General features: G+C 72.1%; 3 protein-coding genes. All 3 read left to right on the plus strand.

What is annotated here, in order from left to right:
* Window positions 1–17 precede the first annotated feature (17 nt).
* The 3 genes from NYF13_RS07490 to NYF13_RS07500 are packed head-to-tail and all read left to right on the plus strand — an operon-like array spanning window position 18 to window position 20,208.
* Window positions 18–416, plus strand: coding sequence for a YbaB/EbfC family nucleoid-associated protein (locus NYF13_RS07490; protein WP_315655189.1), 399 nt, complete (start codon window positions 18–20; stop codon window positions 414–416).
* Window positions 413–1,480, plus strand: a complete 1,068-nt coding sequence (locus tag NYF13_RS07495) for a hypothetical protein (protein ID WP_315655190.1) — start codon at window positions 413–415, stop codon at window positions 1,478–1,480. The genes NYF13_RS07490 and NYF13_RS07495 overlap by 4 nt, the downstream gene beginning before the upstream one ends.
* A gap of 41 nt (window positions 1,481–1,521) precedes the next feature.
* Window positions 1,522–20,208, plus strand: a complete 18,687-nt coding sequence (locus tag NYF13_RS07500) for a hypothetical protein (protein WP_315655191.1) — start codon at window positions 1,522–1,524, stop codon at window positions 20,206–20,208.
* The last annotated feature ends 116 nt before the right edge of the window (window positions 20,209–20,324 follow it).

Raw genomic sequence — 20,324 nt, forward strand, 5'->3', positions numbered from 1 at the left:
GACCAGGGAGGTTCCTGATGGCTTCGCCGTACGAGAAGATGCTCGAGGACGCACTCGGCGCCTACCAGCGTCAACGCGAGCACCTGACCGAGACCAAGGAGCGGATGGACTCGCTCACCAGCACCGCCACCTCGGCGCGGCGCGAGGTGACGGCCACCGTCGGGCGCACCGGTGAGCTGACCGAGCTGTCGTTCCCGACCAGCGCGTACAAGCGGATGGCCCCGGCCGAGCTGGCCTCGGTGATCGTGCGGACCATCTCGGAGGCGCGGCAGGCTTCGATCGCCGCCTCGGCCGAGGAGCTGGCGCCGATGCTGCCGCCCGGGTTCTCCGCGCAGGACATGATGAGCGGCCAGGTGGACGTGCGGGCGCTGATCGCCGCGCGGATGCCGGGCCTCGAAGAAGGGAACCGGTCATGAGTGAGTTCTTCGTCGACGCCGACGGCCTCGACACCGGTCGCAACGGTTTCGGGGAGAAGGCGTCCGAAATCGAGAGCCTGGCCCAGCTCATCTCCTCGCTGGGTGATCCCGGCCGGGTCGCCGCCGCGGCCGGGAACGACAAGAACGGCACCAACTTCACCCAGACCCACGTCAAGTCGGTCGGCGAGATCCACGACGGGATCAAGGCGTGGTCGCGCGCGGTCGAGGGCACCAAGGAGGCGATCGGCGACATGGCCGGCTCGTTCCGCGAGGCCGACGCCGGCGCGTTCGACATGACCACCCAGCTGCGCGACAACTTCGACCAGCTCAGGGACGGCTCCGGCGGTTCCGGCGGGGACGGCTCGAACCCGCCGTTGCAGCGGACGCAGTCGTTGCGGGCCGAGCGCCGCGAGGTGGAGCCGTCCAAGACCGCGGAGCGGGGCACGCTGACGCACCGGATGCTGGGGGAGTCGGTCCAGCCGGCGCGGTTCGACGGCATGGTCTCGGCGAAGCGGATGGAGGCGCTGCCGGCCGAGCCCGGGGTGCCGCTGATGTCGGCCGAGCGGGGGGCGCCGGTGGAGCAGAGGGCGCTGACGGAGCGGATGCTGGGGGAGCCGGTGCAGCCGGCGCGGTTCGACGGCATGGTCTCGGCGAAGCGGATGGAGGCGTTGCCGGCCGAGCCTGGGGTGCCGCTGATGCCGGCCGAGCGGGGGGTGCCGGCGGAGCAGGGGACGCTGACGGAGACCATGCCGGGCGAGCCGGTGCAGCCGAGCCGGCCGGCGGAGTTCGTCCGCAGCGAACGCGCGGAGCGGATCCCGGCCGAACCGGTCGAGCCGAGGCAGTTCGACGGAATGGTTCCGGCCGAGCGGATGGACGCGTTGCCCGCGGACCGCGGGGTGGCGCCGACGTGGGACGGCGAGCAGGCCCCGTTGCTGCCCGAGGTCGGCTCGGGCGAGGTGGCGCCGCTGCAGCCGACCCAGGTGTGGGCGCGCGCGGACCGGGCGGAGCCGGCCCCGGGCGTGGTGACCGAGGGCGTGACGACCAAGCCGGTGCCGACCGACTGAGTTTCACGCCGTACCGCCAGTGGAAGTGAGGTGAACCCGCGATGAGCCTGATGGTCGATCCCAGTCTGAACTGGATCTTCTACATCATCGCGGGTGACGCCTGGCCGCAGGGCGACGAGGACGCGTTGCGCGAGCTGGCCGCCGAATGGGACGAGGTCGCGCAGCGGATCGCGTCCGCGGGCCAGGGCTTCAACCAGCTTTCGCAGCACGTGACGGCCAACGTCGGCGGCGACGTGCAGACGAACTTCATCGGCTTCGCGAACAACCTGAGCACGATGGGCGCGACGTTCGTCGCGCGGGCGCAGCAGCAGGCCGCCTCGCTGCGTGAGCAGGCGCTGAACATCGAAAACGCCAAGTACGGCATGTTGATCTCGATCGCGGTCACCGCGGCCGAGGTGCTGTGGGCGCTGTCGAACCCGTTCACCGCGGCGCTGGCCCCGGAGATCATGGCGGTCGGGCGTGAGGTCGTCAACGAGGTCGAGCGGACCCTGATCCAGCGCCTGATGAACCTGCTCTCGCGCATCGCGCGCGAGGCGGCGGAGGAAGCGGCCGAAGAGGTCGCGGAGGACATGCTCGCCCAGGGCATCCAGATCGCGCAGGGAAACCGCAACGGCTTCGACTGGAACTCGATCAAGCAGTCCGCCATCCTCGGCGGCGCGGGCGGCGCGTTCGCCCACGTCGCGGGCAAGGGCCTGGGCCGGTTCGACAACAAGTTCGGCACGAACTTCGCGAAGAACGTCTTCGGCGAGGCCGGCATCGAAGCCGCCACGGAGGTGGTGGTCGGCGGACTGGGCGCAGTCGCCTTCGGCGGTGACACGGACAGCCTGGGCTGGGCCGCCCTCAACGGCGGTCTGAGCGGCGCCGCCACCCACGGCGCCCACCACGCCGGCGAGTCGCTGGCGGACAAGATGAAGGACGGCGGCGACAGCGGCAGCAAGGGCGGCGGCCCGAACGATGTGGGGGACACCGGGTTCCACGGCGGCGAAGTCGGGAACATCAAGGGCCCGGGCGGCGCCGGCGGGGGCTCGGGTGTGTCCACAACGGACGGTTTCGGCAGCGGTTCCGGCGCCGGTTCCGACACCGGCGGGAGCCAGGGCTCGGGTGGGCATTCGAGTGCCTCCGGCGGCGGCCCGACGGGTACCACCGGCACGGGGCCGTCCGGTGCGGGTTCCCCGGGGAACGGCTCCTCCGGCTCGGGTGCGGGTTCCCCCGGCAACAGCTTCTCTGGCTCGGGCGCGGGTTCTTCTGGGAACGGTTCCTCCGGCTCGGGTGCGGGTTCTTCCGGAAACGGCGCTTCCGGCACCGGTTCGGATGCGCACGGCAGTGGCTCCTCCGGCACCAGCCAGCCGAGTCCGGGTGGCCACGACAATGGCCAGTCCGACACCCGTTCGGTCGACGCCCCCACGAACCAGAGCCCCGGCAACTCGACCTCGCCGGACACCCACCAGACCGGCGCTCCCAACGGCCACCCAACCGGCACCGCCGCTCCGAACCCCGGCGGTACGAACAGCGGCGGCTCCGCCAGCGCAACCCCCGGCGCCGCGAACACCGACTCCACCGCGGGCGGCACCCACAGCAGCGCAACCCCCGGCGCCGCGAACACCGACTCCACCGCGGGCGGCACCCACAGCAGCACGAACACCGGCGCCGCGAACACCGACTCCACCGCAGGCGGCACCCACAGCAGCACGAACACCGGCGCCTCTGACACCGCGAACGGCCCCGGCCCTGGCTCTGCCAACTCCGGTGCTGTCAACCCCGGCGGTTCCAACCCGAGTTCCGCGCAGGGAAGCCCGAGCACCGGCACCGCCAACCTCGGCGCCACGAATTCCAGCGGCGCGCATCCAGTCGGCACCAACCCCGGCGGCACGAATTCCAGCGGCGCGCATCCAGTCGGCACCAACCCCAGCGGCGCGAATCCGGGTGGCACGCCCACCAGCGGCGCGAACCCGGTTGGCACGAACCCAGGCGATTCGCACACCGGCGCCCCGAACACCGATGGCTCCACCTCCGGCGGCACGAACATCGCTGGCTCTACCTCTGGCGCCTCGAACATCGCTGGCTCCACCTCCGGCGGCCCAAACACCTCCGGCGGTACGAACGTCGCCGCATCCACCGCAGGCTCCACCACCGGTGGTCCGAACACCGCAGGCTCCACCCCCGGCGGCCCCCACTCCAGCCCCGGCGGCGCCACAACTGGCCCCACCAACCCGGGCGGTTCCAACTCCGGCGTCACCAACCCGGGCAGCCCCAGTTCCGGCGGTACCAACTCCGGTCCCACCAACCCCAGCAGTTCGACCTCGAGCGGCACCAACCCCGGCAATTCGACTCCTGGCGGCGGCAACTCCGCCAACTCGACTTCCGGCACCACCAACCCCAGCGGCCCGAATTCCGGCACCACCAACCCCAGCGGCTCGAATTCCGGCACCACCAGCTCCGGCACCAGCCCCGGCAGCAATTCGGGACCCCGAGAGCCCGGCTCGACCACCTCCGGCCCCGGCACCACCAGCACCGGCTCCCCCAACGCCAACGGCCTCGGTACCCCGAACACGTCCACCCCGCCACCGGTCACTCCTGGCCACTCCGGCAGCGTTACGACCGGCAACCCGGTCCCCCCACCGGCCACGCCGGGCAGCCCGAACGCAGGCTCGGTCGACCCGGGCCACACAGCCCCACCGCCCGCCACGGTCGGTGGCCCGACGTCCACCCCGCCGCCGGTGACCACTGGTAGCTCCACCTCGACTCCGCCTCCGGCCACGGTTGGCGGCGCCTCACCCACTCCGTCACCGGTGACCACCAGTGGCACGGCGTCGCCTCCCTCGCACGTGAGCACCGGTGGCACGACGTCTCCCACCTCGCACGTGACCACCGGGGATACGACGACCACTCCGCCGCCGGCGACCACTGGTGGCTCCACCTCGCCGTCATCCGTTACCCCTGGTGGCGCCAAAGTCTCTCCGTCGCCCGTGACCACTGGGGATGCGACGCCGACTCCGCCGCCAGCGATGACCGGTGGCCTGACCTCGACCCCCTCGCCCGTTACCCCTGGTGGCACTGCGTCGACCCCGTCGCCGGTGACTACCGAGGGTGCGACGTCGACGCCGTCGCCGGTGACCACCACGGTTACCCCGTCGCCCGAGAACACCGGGGGTGCGACGCCGAGTCCGCCGCCTGCGTCCGTCGGGGGTCCCGCGTCGACCCTTTCGCCCGTTGCCCGTGGCGGCACCACGTCGACCCCGTCTTCGGCGACGGTCGGTGGCACGACGCCGAGCCCGTCGCCGGGGAACACCGGGGGCGCCACAGTCACCCCGCCCGGGCGCGCCGGCTCGTCGGTGGACGTGGGCTCGACTCCGTCCTCGTCGCCGGTTGATGCTGGTCCGGCCACGTCGGCGAATACCGGGATCGCCACTTCGACTCCGCCGCCGAACCACACCGGGATCGCGACCCCGCCGCCGGTGCGTGGTGGCGGGAATTCCTCGCCCTCGGTGGAGGGCGGGGTCAACTCGGCGGGGAACGGGAACGTCGGGGCGAACCGCAACGACAGTGGTCTGCCTGGGCCGGTGGGCCGTCCGAGCAACGGTTCGCCGAGCACATCACCGAGCCCGGGGGCCAACTCCACTCCCGCGCCGAGCGCGAACCCCAGAACGAATCCCAGCACGAATCCCACCGACGTCGCCAAGCCGGTGCCCGCGGCCGGGGTGGGGAGCGTCGGCGGGGTCAAGCCGACGGCCGGGCCCGGCGTCACGGCGACGAACGCAGGTGCCAACGTCAAGGGTGACCCGAACGCCGGCGCCACCACTGAGCACGACCCCCGCCCGGACAGCAGTGGAAAGACCGCCACCGACGGGCCCGCCAAGAACCTCCACACGCCGGCGCGGGCGCTTCAGCCTCAGCCGGCGGCCAAACCCGGGAACGAGACCGGTCCGCAGCCCGAGAAATCCACAAAGGACAACAACGGCCGGCGTGATTCCGCGCCCCCGGCCCGGCTTTCTTCGGAACGGTTCGATCCGGCCAAGACGGTGGCCGACCAGTTCAGGGGCGATCGCAAGGGACTGCAGGGCGGCCAGCTCGCCGGGGCGATCACGCAGATCCGCTACGACGTCCGGCGGTTCGAGGAGTCGCGGGGGAACTGGGTGCGGGAGTTCACCGTGCCGCTGGACCTCACCTCGAACTCCGGCTCCGTCTCGATCGACGCGCGTGATCGGCTGACGGCCGACCTGCAGAGCCACCTCGACGCCACGATCAACCACCAGCAGTACCGGCTGCCGGGCGGCGACCGGCTCCAGGTCCGGGTGGACGCCCGCGCCACCGACGACCTCAAGCCGGACGACGACCGCTGGCAGTTTGACCAGTCCCGCAACGTGCCGGTCAACGTGCACGACTCCACTGTGGACAAGGACGCGCCGCCGACCAACCAGGTCAACTGGGACCTCCACGACCCCCGGGGTGGCCTCGCCCACGAGGTGATGCACTTCGTCGGGCTGAGCGAGGGGTACCACGATCCGCGGCTGTTGTTCCAGCGGCCGGAGACCCCCGGGGTGATGGGGCCCCACGCCTGGACCGACTCCTCGTTGACCCCGCAGAACCTGAACCAGATCGAAGAGATCTCCACCACCGCGAACATCCACGACCACCACCTCGGCGACCCGGGCACGAACCACACGCCCACCCCCGCCCCGGGCACCCACCCCACCCCGAACGGCGACCACACCCCCGGCACCGGTCACGATCAGCACAACGGCCAGCACACCGGCCACCCCCCCGGCACCGATCACGACCAGCCCACCGGCCACACCCGAACCGAGTCCCCCAACCTCCACTTCCCCGTCTCCGCTCCCACGCGCGTCACCGTCAACGGCAGCCGCACGGTCGACGCCAGGCCGGGCACCGTCGTCCGCCGGGACGCGTTCGACCCGGACCAGCACACCATCCTCGGGGTCCACGGCCTGGACGCCGTCGTCGCCGGCGGCGAGACCCCGCACGACAACTTCCGCCAGGCCGTGATCAAGAGCCTCCCGGACAACACGCCCCGTGAGACCGCCCGTATCACCTCGCAGCTGGAGAGCAACCCGAACCTCACCGACCCCGGCCAGATCGCGCAGGCCGGTGGTGTGCGGGTGCACGTGCTCGAACCGGGCGGGGGCTGGACCAGCCACGGCCCCGAGAACGGCCGGCCCGTCCACATAGTCCAGTCCACGGTGGACGGCAAGGAGACCTACCTCGGCACCCGGGAAAACGTCCACATCGGACGCCAGGGGGTCAGCTACCCCGGCTCCACCGTGCTCGGCGGCGATCGCAAGGTCGTCCACCGCGGCGAGTTCGAGGTGGAGACGGTGCGCGGCGAGCACTACGTCCGGATGTACACCGCCGTCCTCGATCCGGCTGTGCGGTCTTCGGACTTCAAGGACGTGCACCAGAACCCCGACGGCACCGTGGAGGTGTTCGCCGGCCGGAGCGGGCAGACGTTCTGGGTCGGTGGCGGACGGCCGATGCGCGCCGTGCAGTGGGCCGCCAAGTACGAGCACGACACCAACCGCACCGGCGACATGCAGCCCGTGCTGCGCTCCTTCCTGGTTCCGCTCAAGACGTTCAACCAGGTCAGCCGCGAGGCCACCGTCGAGGCGCTGTCCAAGGACAACTCGCTGGCGGTCAACGTCGACCAGGCCGGTGACACCAACCAGTTCGGCCTTCGCGGCGAGCACTTCGAGCAGATGCGCGTCAACGCGCTCAAGGGCTCGCTCGTCACCTACGCCCCCGGCGGCAAGGACTACAAGCTCCCCGACCTGGCCGGCCGTCGTGAGGACATCTCCGACCTCTACGTCCGTCTCGGGCTCAGCCCCGACTTCGACTCCTCCGCCCTCGGCCGCGAGAACGACCCCTGGTTCACCTGGAGCAAGGACGGCAAGTACTTCCGCAACGACCCCGGTCAGCTTCGGGCGCTGGCCAAGACCCTGGGCGAGCACTACCACACGTGGAAGGGCTCACCCGAGGCGTTCTTCAACCCGCGCACCGATTCCGTCCCGGGCACCAGCAGCCGCCCGGTCACCGGCTCGCCGGAGCAGCGGCAGCAGGACCTCAACGTCTTCCTCAACACCCACGGCCCCTCCGGCCAGGTGGTCAGCCAGCTCACCGACGGCATCGGCCACGCGCTGACCACCGCCGTCGACGCCGGGCCGCACACCGTGCCGCTGGACGGCCGCGCGGTCCGCGACCACGTGGTCACCGAGGCGAAGAACCTCAACAACGCGCTGACCACCGCGGTGCACGACGTCGTGCGCGAGCGCGCCGCCGGGCCGGACGGCACCATCCCGCCCACCGCCAAGATCGACACCATCCAGAAGCTGCGCGACGCGATGAGCGATCCGTCCGTTGTGGACGAAGTGGCCAGGCGATCCGCTGAGCAGATGGTGGACAACGTGGTCAGCTCCATCGGGGCGACCCACGGCACCTTCGATTTCCGCGCCGGGCTCAGCACCATCGTGCAGGACGCGGTGAAGCACCAGTTCTCCCTCGATGACGGGAAGTTCAGCCCACAGGTCGAGCAGGGTTTCCAGAACAAAACCGGTTCGAAGCGGGGCTACTTCACCGGCCCGCGCGTCGACGTCATCGGTGGCGAGGTCGCCAAGCACCTGAAGAACGGTGGCGAGATCGAGAGCCTGGTCCACCACAGCGGCCTCGGCCTCGACCGCGACACGGTCAAGCAGCGCCTGACCGACGGCGTGGTCCCGTCTTCGGTATCGGAGGTGACCAAGCAGAACCTCGTCGACGTCGGTCCGGACCAGCTCAAGACCACCTTCCACAACGCTCTGCGGGGTGGCGCCGACCGGCTGCGGCGTGGCCTCGACGCGGACCCCGTGCTCAAGTTCGTCCAGTCCGGCGAGCGCGCCCGTCTGGGCGACGCGGCGGCCCAGGTGATCGACGACCCGCACACCGTCGACCGGATCACCTTCACCCCGGTCACGCACGAGCAGGCCGACGCGTTCATGGAGAAGGTGCCCGACTACGCCACCCAGGCGGAGATCGGCGCGGCCATCGCCACCGACGAGCGCCGGGTCAAGGCCGACTTCAACACCCGGGAGAACCAGCTCGACCCGTCGAACACCACGGTCGAGTCGAAGACGTTCGAGAACGAGTACGGCCGCTGGGGCCAGGGCGCGGTCGACGGCCACACCCGGCAGCACCCGGCCGGCGTGTTCGAGCGCCACCAGCAGATCGGCCACGCGCTCGACACCACGATCGGCGACCGGCTGTCCCGGCCGGACGAGCGCTCGGCCAAGGCCATCCTCGACCAGCTGATCCACGAGTCCGACCAGGCTGGTCAGGACCAGCACGACACCCTGCGCCGCAAGTTCGACGAGGTGGTCAAGGCCGATCCGAAGAACCCGCGTTACCGGACCGGTGACACCGCCAACCCCAACACCTTCGGCGAGCACGCGCAGATGGTGCTCAACCAGTACCTGCGCCTCACCCAGGGGCAGAACGACAACGGCCGCTTCGTTCCGAGGAACGCGCTGGCCAAGGCGATCCTGTTCCACGACATGGAGAAGGTGAACTCCAAGAACCAGTTCGGCGACGGGCAGGGCCGCCACGACCAGGAGCCCGAGCACCGCGGCGCGGTCGACCAGATGAACCGGCACGAGGGGCTGTGGGACACCAGCCGCGACTTCGAGATCGCGCGGGCCGTGGTGGACGCCGACCCGTTCGGCTTCTACTTCCGCCCCGGCAAGGGCCTCGACGTCGAGGGGGTGCACGGGTTCATCAAGGGCCTGGCCCACCAGGTCGGCAGCCCGCGCGGCGGCACCCCGACCGCGGTGGACGTGCGCAACCTGTTCGACGAGTTCCACGAGTACTACCAGGCGGACTTCTCCTCCTACTTCTCCGACAGCCACTTCGTGCACGAGCAGCACGGCGACGTCCGCTCGTTCGGCAAGTCCGCGCTGTCCGGCCTGCAGACCGATGCCGACGGCAAGCTGGTCACCACCGACGGCGGCCGCCGGTTCGCCTACCTCGACGACCCCAAGGGCAAGTCCACCAAGCCTTCGTACGAGCAGAAGTACCGTGACCTGCGGGCCCGCTTCGACCAGGACGTGGCGAAGGAGGAGCGCGAGCGCGTCGTCTACGTGAACGACGACTCGGACACCGGAGTCCACCACGATTCCGACCGCGGCGTGCAGGCGGTCCGGGAAAGCAACCCCAACGGGAAGCCGTCCGCGGTCGCCCGGGTGCGCAAGCGCGACTTCACCGAGGACGAGAAGGGCGCGATCGACGACGCGCTGGCCCACTACGCGCCGATCATCGGCGACCAGCGGGCCCACTCCAGCCGGGCCGGTGTCGAGCAGGAGGTGCAGCACATCGGCGCGGTCAACCTCGGGCTGGAGCGCGGTGAGCTCTCCTACGGCATGGGCGGGGAGTACATCGCTTCGCACCGGACGGTCAACCTCTACGCGCCCGCGACGCTCAGCCGGGAGTTCGGCGGCGGCCGGCGCGGCCTCGAGGGCACGGTCACCCACGAGCTCTCCCACGGCCTGCTCAAGTACGCGCTCGACGACTACGGCAAGCACGTCGGCTCCTGGAACGAGGACGGCTCCCCGAACCGCGGCCCCGGCGCCGAGCCGCCGAGCGACGGCAAGGCCCGCAGCGCCCAGGCCGACTTCAAGGCCGCGATCAAGTCGCACCTGCTCGGCCGGGCCGGGCTGGAGCAGAAGGCCCCGCGCCGCGCCGAGTTCGTCGCGCAGCTGGAGCAGCAGCACCCGGAGGTGTTCGCGCGGCAGGAGAACGAGCTGTCCGGACCACGCTCCGAGCGCATCTACCAGGCGGTGAAGGACCGGCAGGGCGATTTCAACGAGCACAGCGGTTACTGGGACCGCGACGGCTTCCCCTCGTTCACCGGCGAGCGGCCGATCACCCAGTACGGCGCCACCAACGTCAACGAGGACATGGCCGAGACGGCCAAGTACTACTTCCTGGACCCGGACGGGCTCCGCGCGCAGGCGCCGCACCGGGCCGAGTTCTTCGACCGGCTGGTGGCCGGCTGGAAGAAGCCCGGCGAAGACACCGTGCTGGTCGCCGACCCCGCCACCGACACCGAGCCCGACGACCGGCCGTTGCGCGACCGGCTGCCGGAGTACGCGCGGGACGGCCAGGCGCTCGGTGCGCTGGTGCCGGTCGACGTGCAGGGCAGCCGGGACGTCGGCACCACCATCGAGCGGCTGATCCACAACCTCGACCCCGGCCGGGTAAACCCGCCGAAACCGGTCGGGATCGACGCCATCACCGGCACGCTCGACGGCCCCGGTTTCGAATCGTTCCTCGGCCAGGGCCGCCGCTCCATGGTGCGGGTCGGCGAGAAGTGGTACGAGGTGCACGTCAAGGCCGAACCGGACCTCGCCTCGGTCGGGGCCGACCAGGTGACCAAGCAGCCGCAGCCGAGCACCGGCGACGTCAACGACCAGAACCAGGTCACGCACGCCCAGCCGCAGACCGACTCGACCACCGGCACGGTCGGCACCTCGTACTTCGGGCTCTTCCCGGCCGGGCCGTACGCCTCGGTCGGGGCCACCGGGCAGCTCGCGCTGCCCTCGGCGGAGCACACGTCCACCGTCACCAGCACCGAGCAGCGGGTGATCCGCTCGGCCGGGGACAACGACCGCGCCGACGTCCCGGTCAAGTACACCGTCACCGTCACCGACCAGAGCGGCGGGCTCACCGGGGCCACAGTGGACGGACGGGTCTCGCTGCTGGTGTCCCAGGACCTGGCCAACCTGAAGCCGCACGTGGCGCCGGAGGTCCAGGCCCCGCCGAAGCCGGACTGGTCCGAGCAGATCGAGTTCCTCACCCCCGAGGCCGTGGTGCTCGACGAGCACGCCCTGTTCAAGCAGGTCAGCGGTCTGCTGCACCCGTCGGTCACGAAGTTCGGCGCACCCGGGCGGGACGCGCTGGGGGAGTTCGTCAGCCGCGGCGGTATCCGCAGCGTGCTGGGCTCGGCCCTGCAGGGCAGCCCGGTCGTGTCGAACGACCTGCTCAGCCCGCACGGAACCCACCGCGACGCCGTCCAGTTGCAGGCGCGGCCGACGGAGGTCGAGCTGCTCGGGGTCGTGCCGGGGGACTCGGAGCTGCGGTTCAACGACTCCTCGGTGAACGGCGGCAGCACCGCGGCGAACTCGAAGTCCGGACTGGACGTGAACGGCATCTTCGGCGGCGGCGCGACCGTTCCGGGCGCCGTCGGCGGGGTCGGCGGCGTGAGCGTCAGCGGATCGGCGAAGGTCACCCAGACCTCGACCAGCGGGACCAGCGTCACGGCGAAGTCCACGGTGAACGCGAAGGGCGACGTCGGGCTGTACAAGGTCAAGGTCGACGTCGACGTCACCACCGCCAGCGGTGAGAAGGCGACCGTCGAGGCGACCGCGTACGTCCGAATGGGACTGCCCGAGGCGAAGGCCCAGGGCCTGCCGGTGCCCGAAGGCACGAAGGACAAGTTCACCGACGTCGGACGGCGGTACGAGCCGCCGTACCTGGCCTCGGCCGTCGCCGCCGGTCAGGCCCGCCCCGGCTCGTTCAGCGCGGCCGCGAAGGTGCAGCCCCAGGTCGAAAACGCGCTGCGCGACCGGCCCGGGTTCGCGAAGTTCCTGCCGCGCTGGGACAAGTTCCAGCGCGACCCGAACCGCTCCAGCCGTGACGTGGCGGAGCGGCTGGCGAACCTGCGCAAGCTCACCTCGGCCTTCTCCCCGGCCGCACTGAAGTCCAAGATGGACAGTCTGGTCGGCCCCGGGGTCTCGGTGCAGCTCAAGCGGCGCGGGCTGTTCACCGACGAGTACATCAACGTGACGGTGAAGGCCAAGCTCGGCCCGGGCCGGCACCTCGGGCAGGCCACCGGGCGCTCGGTCAAGGGTTCGGTCGCCACCAGCCCGGCGCTCAACAGCAGCACGACCACGGAGAAGGGCTGGTCCGTCGGACTCGAAGGCCGGGTCATCGTCCCGGTCTCGACCGCGGTCACCTCACTGGGGATCAGCCCGACCGTCACCCCGGTGCAGTACTCCGACGCCACCACCCGGAAGAACACCGGCGGCCCGACCGTCACGACCACCACGTCGGCGGGGGGCAGCCCGGACGCGCAGGTCTTCCAGCACGACGTCGAGTTCGAGGTCGAGGTCACCAGCTACACCCGCAACCGCCCGTGGGTGAAGCGGCTGACGCCGGGCTCGCCGTTCCGCGTCACGCCGACGGTGTCCACAGTGGCCAAGACCGGCGACCCCGGCCGTACCTCCCTGCCGAAGATCTCCGGACAGCTCGACCTGTGGGTCAACGACGGCTCGGCGTTGAAGAAGGACCCCACTGAGTTCGCCCCGGGCCGATCGGGCACGGTCGCGCTCACCCCGTCCGAGACCCCGCGCATCGACGAGCTCACCGGCTCGCGGCAGCCGAACCAGCCGAAGTTCCTGCACGTCGAGGCGGTCGCCAACACCGAGGTGCTGCGGGACGAGGCGTTGCGGCAGTTGCAGCGCGCGGCCGGGGGCGACGGGGTGCTCGGCCTGCCCGGCGGGGAGGCCCGCAAGCGCGTGGACCGGATGTTCGCCCCGGAGACGTTCCGAAGTGGACTGCCGAGGCTCCTGAGCCAGGGCGTGCGCTCGGGCGGGTTCCGGTACGAGCGCCGGGTGGCGAACCGGGTCGGCGGTCTCGGGATGGGCCTGGGCCTGAGCAACCCGAAGCTGGTCGTCACGTCCGATGCGGGCGGCAGCGACACGACGTACGCGGGTGGCGGCAAGGCCGGCTACGAGAAGTCGCGCAAGCAGGCCGTCGAGGCGAACGCGCAGCTCGGCCTCACCGTCCGGCCGGACGGCAGCGACACCCACGGCCAGGGGCAGCTCTACGGTTCGCTCAAGTGGAGTCCGTGGACCCGTACCTCGGGCGGTTCCCGAGAACTGAGCGCGAGCGTCGACCACGTCAACCGCGCGCCGTCGGGGAGCCGGACCGTGCTCGTGCAGTACGACGCCGACGTGCGGCTGGTGGCCGAGAGCCGTCAGGAGTCGCTGGTCAACGGCTCGACCTCGCGCTCCGGCGCCGACGTCAAGCTGCCCGGCGCGGTGTTCGTGCGGATGACCGAGGACCAGGCCCGCGAACAGGGCCTGCTGCCGCCGCTGGAGCCGCGGACGGCCCCGCCCGGCGATCTGACCAGCCCGGCGCTGGTCGGCGCGCAGTCCAGCTCGCTCGGTGCGGCCGTGGTCGAAGACGCCCCGGACCTCTCGCGGCTGATCCGCGACGCCCGCGCGCAGCTCGGCCGGACCGGCGACAAGCTGCTGCCCAAATCGGTGCTCGACGACTCGATGAACAACCTGCAGCGCTCGCTCGACCTCACCACGCCGGAGAGCATCACCTCCCTGGTGGACGGTGCCCTCGACGGCGGGGTGCCGCTGGTCCTGCACGACGCGGGGATCGTCTCCACCGACAGCTACCAGGTGCTGCTCCGGGCGTCGGTCACCAGCAGCGAATTCCTCGATGTGGTGCACGACGGCGGCGAAGTCGACCACGTGGTCAACACCGGCGGCACGGCCAAGGAGAACTCCGGGCACGGCTCCTCCTACGGCGGCCAGTTCCGCGGCGCCGGGCGCGGCCTGTTCCAGAGCAACCCGTCGAAGGTCAGCGGTTACGACGGCGCGTACGCCGGGATCACCGGGAGCAAGTCCAAAACGGACCAGACGGTCACCACCGACACCAAGACCACCGCGCGCACGGCCTCGGCCGGCGGCCCGGCCGTGCGCCACCGCCACGACGTGCGGTTCGAGCTGGTGGTGCAGCGCGGCGGTCGCACTTACCCGATCGTGCACCAGGACACCCGGCTGACCGTGCGCTCCTCGGCCGACGACCAGAAGATCAGCTTCGAGAACCAGCCGGCGCGGCCCGCGTACGCGCCGCGCACCAGCGAGCTGACGCCCGCCCAGTCCACTCCGGAACGGATCGGCGAATGGCAGCGGCAGGGCACGGGCCCGCTGCCGCCTTCGGCCCTCACCGAGGGACTGCGCGGGGCGGGCGCCGTCCGGGCCGGAGCCGTGCGCGCGCTGCGGCTCGCGGGCGCGGGCGACGGGCTGACCGGCCCGGGCACCGGCGCGCACAACACCCTCGTCTCCTCGGTGACCAACGAAATGCTGCAGGGCAACCTGCCCGGCATGCTCTCCGGCCCGCTCGACGCGCCGGAGCTGCACGAGTCCGCGGTGCTGAAGAACGGGCACGGCAGCGTGAAGGTGTACGCGCGGCTGGTCAACCCGGACCTCACCGGGCTGAGCGATTCGGTCAAACTGGAGCACTCCGACCAGTCGAGCAGCACGTTCACCGGCGAGGCCAAGCAGACGGTCAGCGGGGAGAACCAGTACAACCTGGGCAACGGCGGCCTCACCGACCCGGACAAGAACTCGCACTCGTGGGGCGGGGTCGACGGCCGTTCGCCGGTCGGCATCTCCGACGCGACGTCGAGCGCCGCCGGCGGCCAGCGGTCGGTGACCGACAAGCCGAAGGGCCGCACCGGGCTGGTCGGGTTCGACGTCGAGTACCGGGTGGTGGCCGACCTGGGCCACGGCCGGACCGCCGCGGTCGAGGTGCGGGTGCCGGCCTCGACGCTGGTCCGGATGTCGGACGCGGACCTCGAGCGGCTGCTGGGCGAGGCGCTGCCGGACGACCTCACCCGGGCGCAGGACGCGGTGAAGGACGCGGCCACCGGGTGGCGCACCGCGGAGGAGGCCGTGGAGACGGCCCAGCGCGAGGCCGACGACCGGTGGCTCGACCAGCGCGACGACGAGAAGAACCTGGCCAAGGGCGCCGGTGACCTGAAGGTCGACGTGGCCACCGACCCGGCGCGCGAGCTGCGCCGGGCGCTGTCGGACGCCGAGCACGACGCCCGGGAGGCGGGCCGGGAGCTGCGGGACGGCAACGCCGAGATCACCCGCCGGCAGGACCGCGCCGGCCAGGCCCTGGCCATGGCCGCCGCGACCGACGAGGGTTCGCCGGAGCGGCAGAGCCTGCTGGACCAGGTCACCCGGGCCGAGCAGCGGATCCAGGACATCCGTGACGCCCAGCCCGCGCTCGTCCGGCGGCGTTCGGAGGCGCAGGACCGCGCCGCGCGCCTGGCTGGGGTGCTCGACGAGTACCGCAACGACCACTCCGACCACACGGCCCGGCGCGACAGCGCGCTGGAGGAGGTCCGGCAGGCCCGGGCGAAGGCCGACGAGGCGCGGCAGAAGTGGTGGAACGCCAAGCAGCGGGCCGACCAGCAGCTCGGCGCGCACCGGTGGCCCCGCCCGGCGTCGGCTCTGGACCCGAATTCACGGCCGCCGCGGCCGGTGATCCGCCGGAAGCCGGTGCCCTCTTCCGCGACGACGGTCCGGCAGTCCCCGACCCCGTTGCCGGTCATCCCGCGCAAGGCCGTGCCGACGAGCCCGCAGCCCAGCACCGCGGCGGGACCGTCGATCGAGCCGAATCGCGACGGAATCGTCGAGGCGCGCGACACCGGCCCCGCCACGGTCTCCGGCTGGGACGCGAGTTCCGGCCGTCCGTACGACTTCGACGTCTCCGAGATCGAGCTGCGCCCGGTCACCGACCAGTCGGGCCGGGTCGTGGCGGTCTCCTTCCTGCCCGCTTCGGAGCAGACCTCGGGCGTGGAGCGGGACTGGGTGACCACCAACTCCGGCACGGTCAGCTCGCTCGACCAGGGCGTGACGCCGAAGGGGTTCGACCCGCAGCTGCGGCAGGCGCGGGAAGACGGGTCCACTCCGGACCTGGGCGGTCGCCGTTTCGGCGAGTGGGCTTCGAATTCGCCGGCGCCGTGGAGCACCGATGCCGGGGACTCGTTCTTCGTGTTCGCCCACGGCCGTCCGCAGTCGGTGAAGCTGACGCTGCTCGGCGGGCGGACCGTGCGGGTGGACGGCGCCGCGTTCGCGCGGATCGTGGCGCAGTCCGGTCCGTTCGTGCAGGCCGGACGCAAGTCCTCGGTCACGCTCATCGCCTGCAGCACCGGCCGGACCGAGGGCCCCGGCGGGGTGGCGCACGACTTCCAGCGCGCGTTGAGCGAGCTCGACGGTCCGACGACCGTGCACGCGCCGACCGAACCGGCGCTGTTCGGCCGGGACACCTCGACCCTCGGCCAGGCCGTGGGCGCGCGGGGCGGCTTCACCGCGGTCACCGACGGCGGTCACTTCCGGACCTTCGGCGAGTCCGGCGAGCCCACCCCGACGCACCCGTCGCCGTCGCCGCCGGCGCACACGCCCGTGACCGGTCAGCCCGATGACCACGTCCTGACCCAGGACGGCACCTACGAATCGGCGCCCGAGCTGGTCCAGGACCTGCACACGGCCGCCGCGGACCGCGGACCCGCGCCCGCGCCGTTGCTCGGCCCGGACCTGTTCGGTCTCTACCGCGCGCCGCAGCCGCCGGAGTTCCTGCGCGGCCACGACTTCAGCCGCCTGAGCGCGGGCCAGGGCCTCGAACTGCTCTCCGTGCTCGACCTGGCCAAGGGCTACCAGCTCGGCCCCGAGCACACCGACCCGGCGAACCTGCCGGACAATCGCGAGTGGACGATCGAGACCGAGCGAGCCGACGAGAAGCGGTCCACCTGGGCGCCCGGTGACGTCGAGCCGCTCGCGCAGGTCACCGCCACCCCGTTGCTGATGCACGCCATCTGGCTCGGCGGCCCGCTGCGCGACGCGGGCACCATGCACGCGTTCCGGCAGAACTTCGGCGGCGCGGCCGACCGGCTGCACGAAAGCATCGTCCCGGTGCTGTGGACGGACGTGCCGCGGTGGCAGACCGACCTGGCCTTCACCACCGAGCCGCCGGCCGACGGCCCGGACCCGCTGGCCGACGTGCGTGACTTCGTGGCCTGGGCCCGGGAGCACGGGATCGGGCTGGTCAACATCGACGAGGTGTTCACCAGCGAGCACCCGATGCTGCTGCAGGAGTTCTACAACTCCGAGGCGGCCAAGCAGGCCGGCCCGGGTTACGCCGCGGCCAGCGACATCCTGCGCATGGAGCTGATGCACCGCTTCGGCGGCCTGTACACCGACGGCGACAACGTGGTGCACAACCTCAACGACGTGATCCTGGCCGCGCGGTCCGACGAGGGATACGCCACCCACCGCGTCGGGACCAAGATCGCCAACTCGGCCTTCACCATGTCGAAGGGGCACCCGTTCGCCCGCGCCTACCTCGACCAGCAGCGGGAGAACTACGGTCAGACGCAGAAGAACCTGATGCCGGCCGCGGTCAACGCGCTCGGCCAGGAGTTCTTCGCCACCCCGCTCGGCCGGGTGCACCGGAACTCGATCATGCACCGCACCGGGCCCGAAGCCCTCTCGCGCACCGCGCGCCGGATCGGGCTGCCGTCCGCGCAGCACCTGCCGGGGATGTCGGAAATCCGGATGAACAGCGACGCCAGCTGGCTCAAGCCGCCGCCCGCGGGCGAGTCCGCACCGCCGTCACCGGACCGCGGAGAGACCCTGGAGCTGACCAAGCGCGTGGTGCAGACGCTGGTGCGCGGGCTGTACAACCGCGAGGGCGACCTGCACCTGACCGCGGTCGAGTCCGTGGTGGAACGGCACCCGGAGCCGGACCTGATCTGGCACGCGGCCCTGTCCTACCTGGCCGCGGACCCGACGCTGGCTCCGCTGGTGCGGACGGTCACCGATCAGCGCGGGTACACCGGCGAGCTCCACGACGTGCGGCTGCCGGCCGCCGCGCGCGCTCTGCTGGACATCGACCCCAGCCGGGTGCACCGCAACCTCGGCGAGGTGCAACGGGTCGCGACGATGCGTGACCCGGGCACCGTGCTGGTCTCCGACGAGGACACGACGATCGAGGCCGTGGCCGAACGGCTGGCCCACGCGCTCGTCGAAGCCGGGGAGCGGGGTCCGGCGCTCGCCCCGATCCAGGTCACCGGCACCGGTCCGGAGGCCCGGGTCCGGGCCGCGGAGGCCGCGAAGGAGCTGGCCGGGCACCTGGGCCGGGAGCTCGGCTCCGAGCGCCGCGAACTGCTCGCGCGGGTGCCGGTGAAGATCCGCGCGAACGAGGGCCCTTCGGCCGGGGTCACCGTGTCGTTCCGGCCGGAGCACGGCGCCGCGGTCGAGGTCGGCCTGGACCGGCCGCCCGCCGTTGCGCCTCGGCCTTCGGTCTTCCACGGTCTCAGCTCGGCGGTCGAGTCGGAGTCCCGCTCGTGGTCGCACGAGGGGCGGACGATCGGCGCGTTCTACGGTCCGAGGGCCCTGTTCGCCCGTCCGGAGTCCGTTGTGGACTCTCGGCCGGATTTCGCCGAGCAGGTCCGCGCCAACGGCTTCGATCTTCCGCTGTCGGTGGATCCCCTCGACGGGGAAACCGCCCCCGGCGTCGCGTACCTGGTGTCCGGCGACCACCCGGTGTCCGCTGAGGACGGTCGGATGCTGACGGAGCTGGCGCGCTCGGCGGAGCTGGACTGGTGGTACCGCCCGCCGTCGCCCTCGGGCCCGGTGCGGCTCGAGGACCGCGAGGGCACGCTCAAGCTGCTGAGCGGGGTGCTCGGCCGGTTGCGTCACTCGGGCCCGGCGCTCGACCTGACGGCGGTGGCCGAGGACGTGGCCCGCCACGAGCGGCCCGAGCTGGTCTGGACCGCCGTGCTGGAGCTGGCCACGGCGTCGAAGACCATCAGCGGGGGCACGACCCACGTCGTCGACCGCCGGCTGGACCCGGCCACCGGCCGGTGGGCGCAGGTGGAGCTGCCCGAGGCCGCGCGCGAGCGGTTCACCGTCACCGGCAAGGCCACCTGGCGCGACGGAGCCGTGTACCGCCCGGTGCGGCTGCACGCGGAGCCCGGCCGCCTGCGCGACCTCGACGAGCCGCCGCCCGGCCCGTGGCCGCGCACCGACGAGCCAGCCCTCGCCCGGTGGGTCGCGGAGTCCACTGTGGAGCGAATGGCCGACGGCCTGCCCGCCCCGCGCGTGGCCGTGAGCGGATCGCCGGACCGGCTCGTCGCGCTGATCCAGGCGGAGCTGACCGCGGTGGGTGCCACCGGGGTGGCGGCGGCCGAACTGGTGACCGTCGCGCCGGGTGACGAGGGCGTGGCCACGATTTCGCTGCCGCTCACGCCCCCGCCAGCCACGTTGTCGCCCGCCTCGGCCGCGGAGGCCATGGGCTTGGGTGAGGAGTTCACCCGGCTCCAGTTGCACGGCGTGACCGACACCCTGCTCGGCAAGGACAACCCGGCCGCGGTCGGCGCGTTGCTGGACGTGGCCGCCGAGGTCGCGCGCGGTGCCGACGTCGGCCAGGCCGCGGACGCCGTCGAGGTGCTCGACCGGCACGGCGCTCTTGACGCGGCGCTGTCCGCACCCGGAGGGCGTTCGTTGCTGCTCGGGCACTTCCGCGGAATCCTGGGGCGTTCCGACGTCGAGGGCTATGCGCGCGACCTCGCCACGGCGATCCGCAGACTGGCCCCGGGCTCGCTCTCGCCGGACGTCGTGCGCGAAGCGGTTCGCGGCGCGATGAACGGCTGGCGCGGCGACGAAGTCGGAGAGAACGGAACGCTCGAACAGCGCGTGGAGCGCACGCGCGAGACGCTCTGGCTGATGCGGCGCTTCCGCGTCACGAACCTCGCGTGGCTCTACCGGTGGCGCATCGCCGCAGCCGTGCGACGCTACCAAGAGCAGGAGAAAGCCGCTTCGGCCCACCAGGCGGCCCAACTCGCGACCCTGACCGGAGGAGGCACCGGCGATGACCGATGACCAGTGGGTGCTGCTCGTCGACCCGGTGTGGCAGGCCTCTGCCGGCCCGGCCGCCGCGGCCGGCCCGAACCCGGCCGGCGCGGAGGAACCACGCCCGGCCGCGGGTTCCAGCACGA

The sequence above is a fragment of the Amycolatopsis sp. PS_44_ISF1 genome (genome assembly GCF_032335455.1).
GTDB lineage: Bacteria > Actinomycetota > Actinomycetes > Mycobacteriales > Pseudonocardiaceae > Amycolatopsis.

Bases quoted from the DNA above. Each gene is read 5' to 3' on its own strand.
- NYF13_RS07490 (WP_315655189.1), top strand. From the start codon at position 18: ATGGCTTCGCCGTACGAGAAGATGCTCGAGGACGCACTCGGCGCCTAC.
- NYF13_RS07495 (WP_315655190.1), top strand. From the start codon at position 413: ATGAGTGAGTTCTTCGTCGACGCCGACGGCCTCGACACCGGTCGCAAC.
- NYF13_RS07500 (WP_315655191.1), top strand. From the start codon at position 1,522: ATGAGCCTGATGGTCGATCCCAGTCTGAACTGGATCTTCTACATCATC.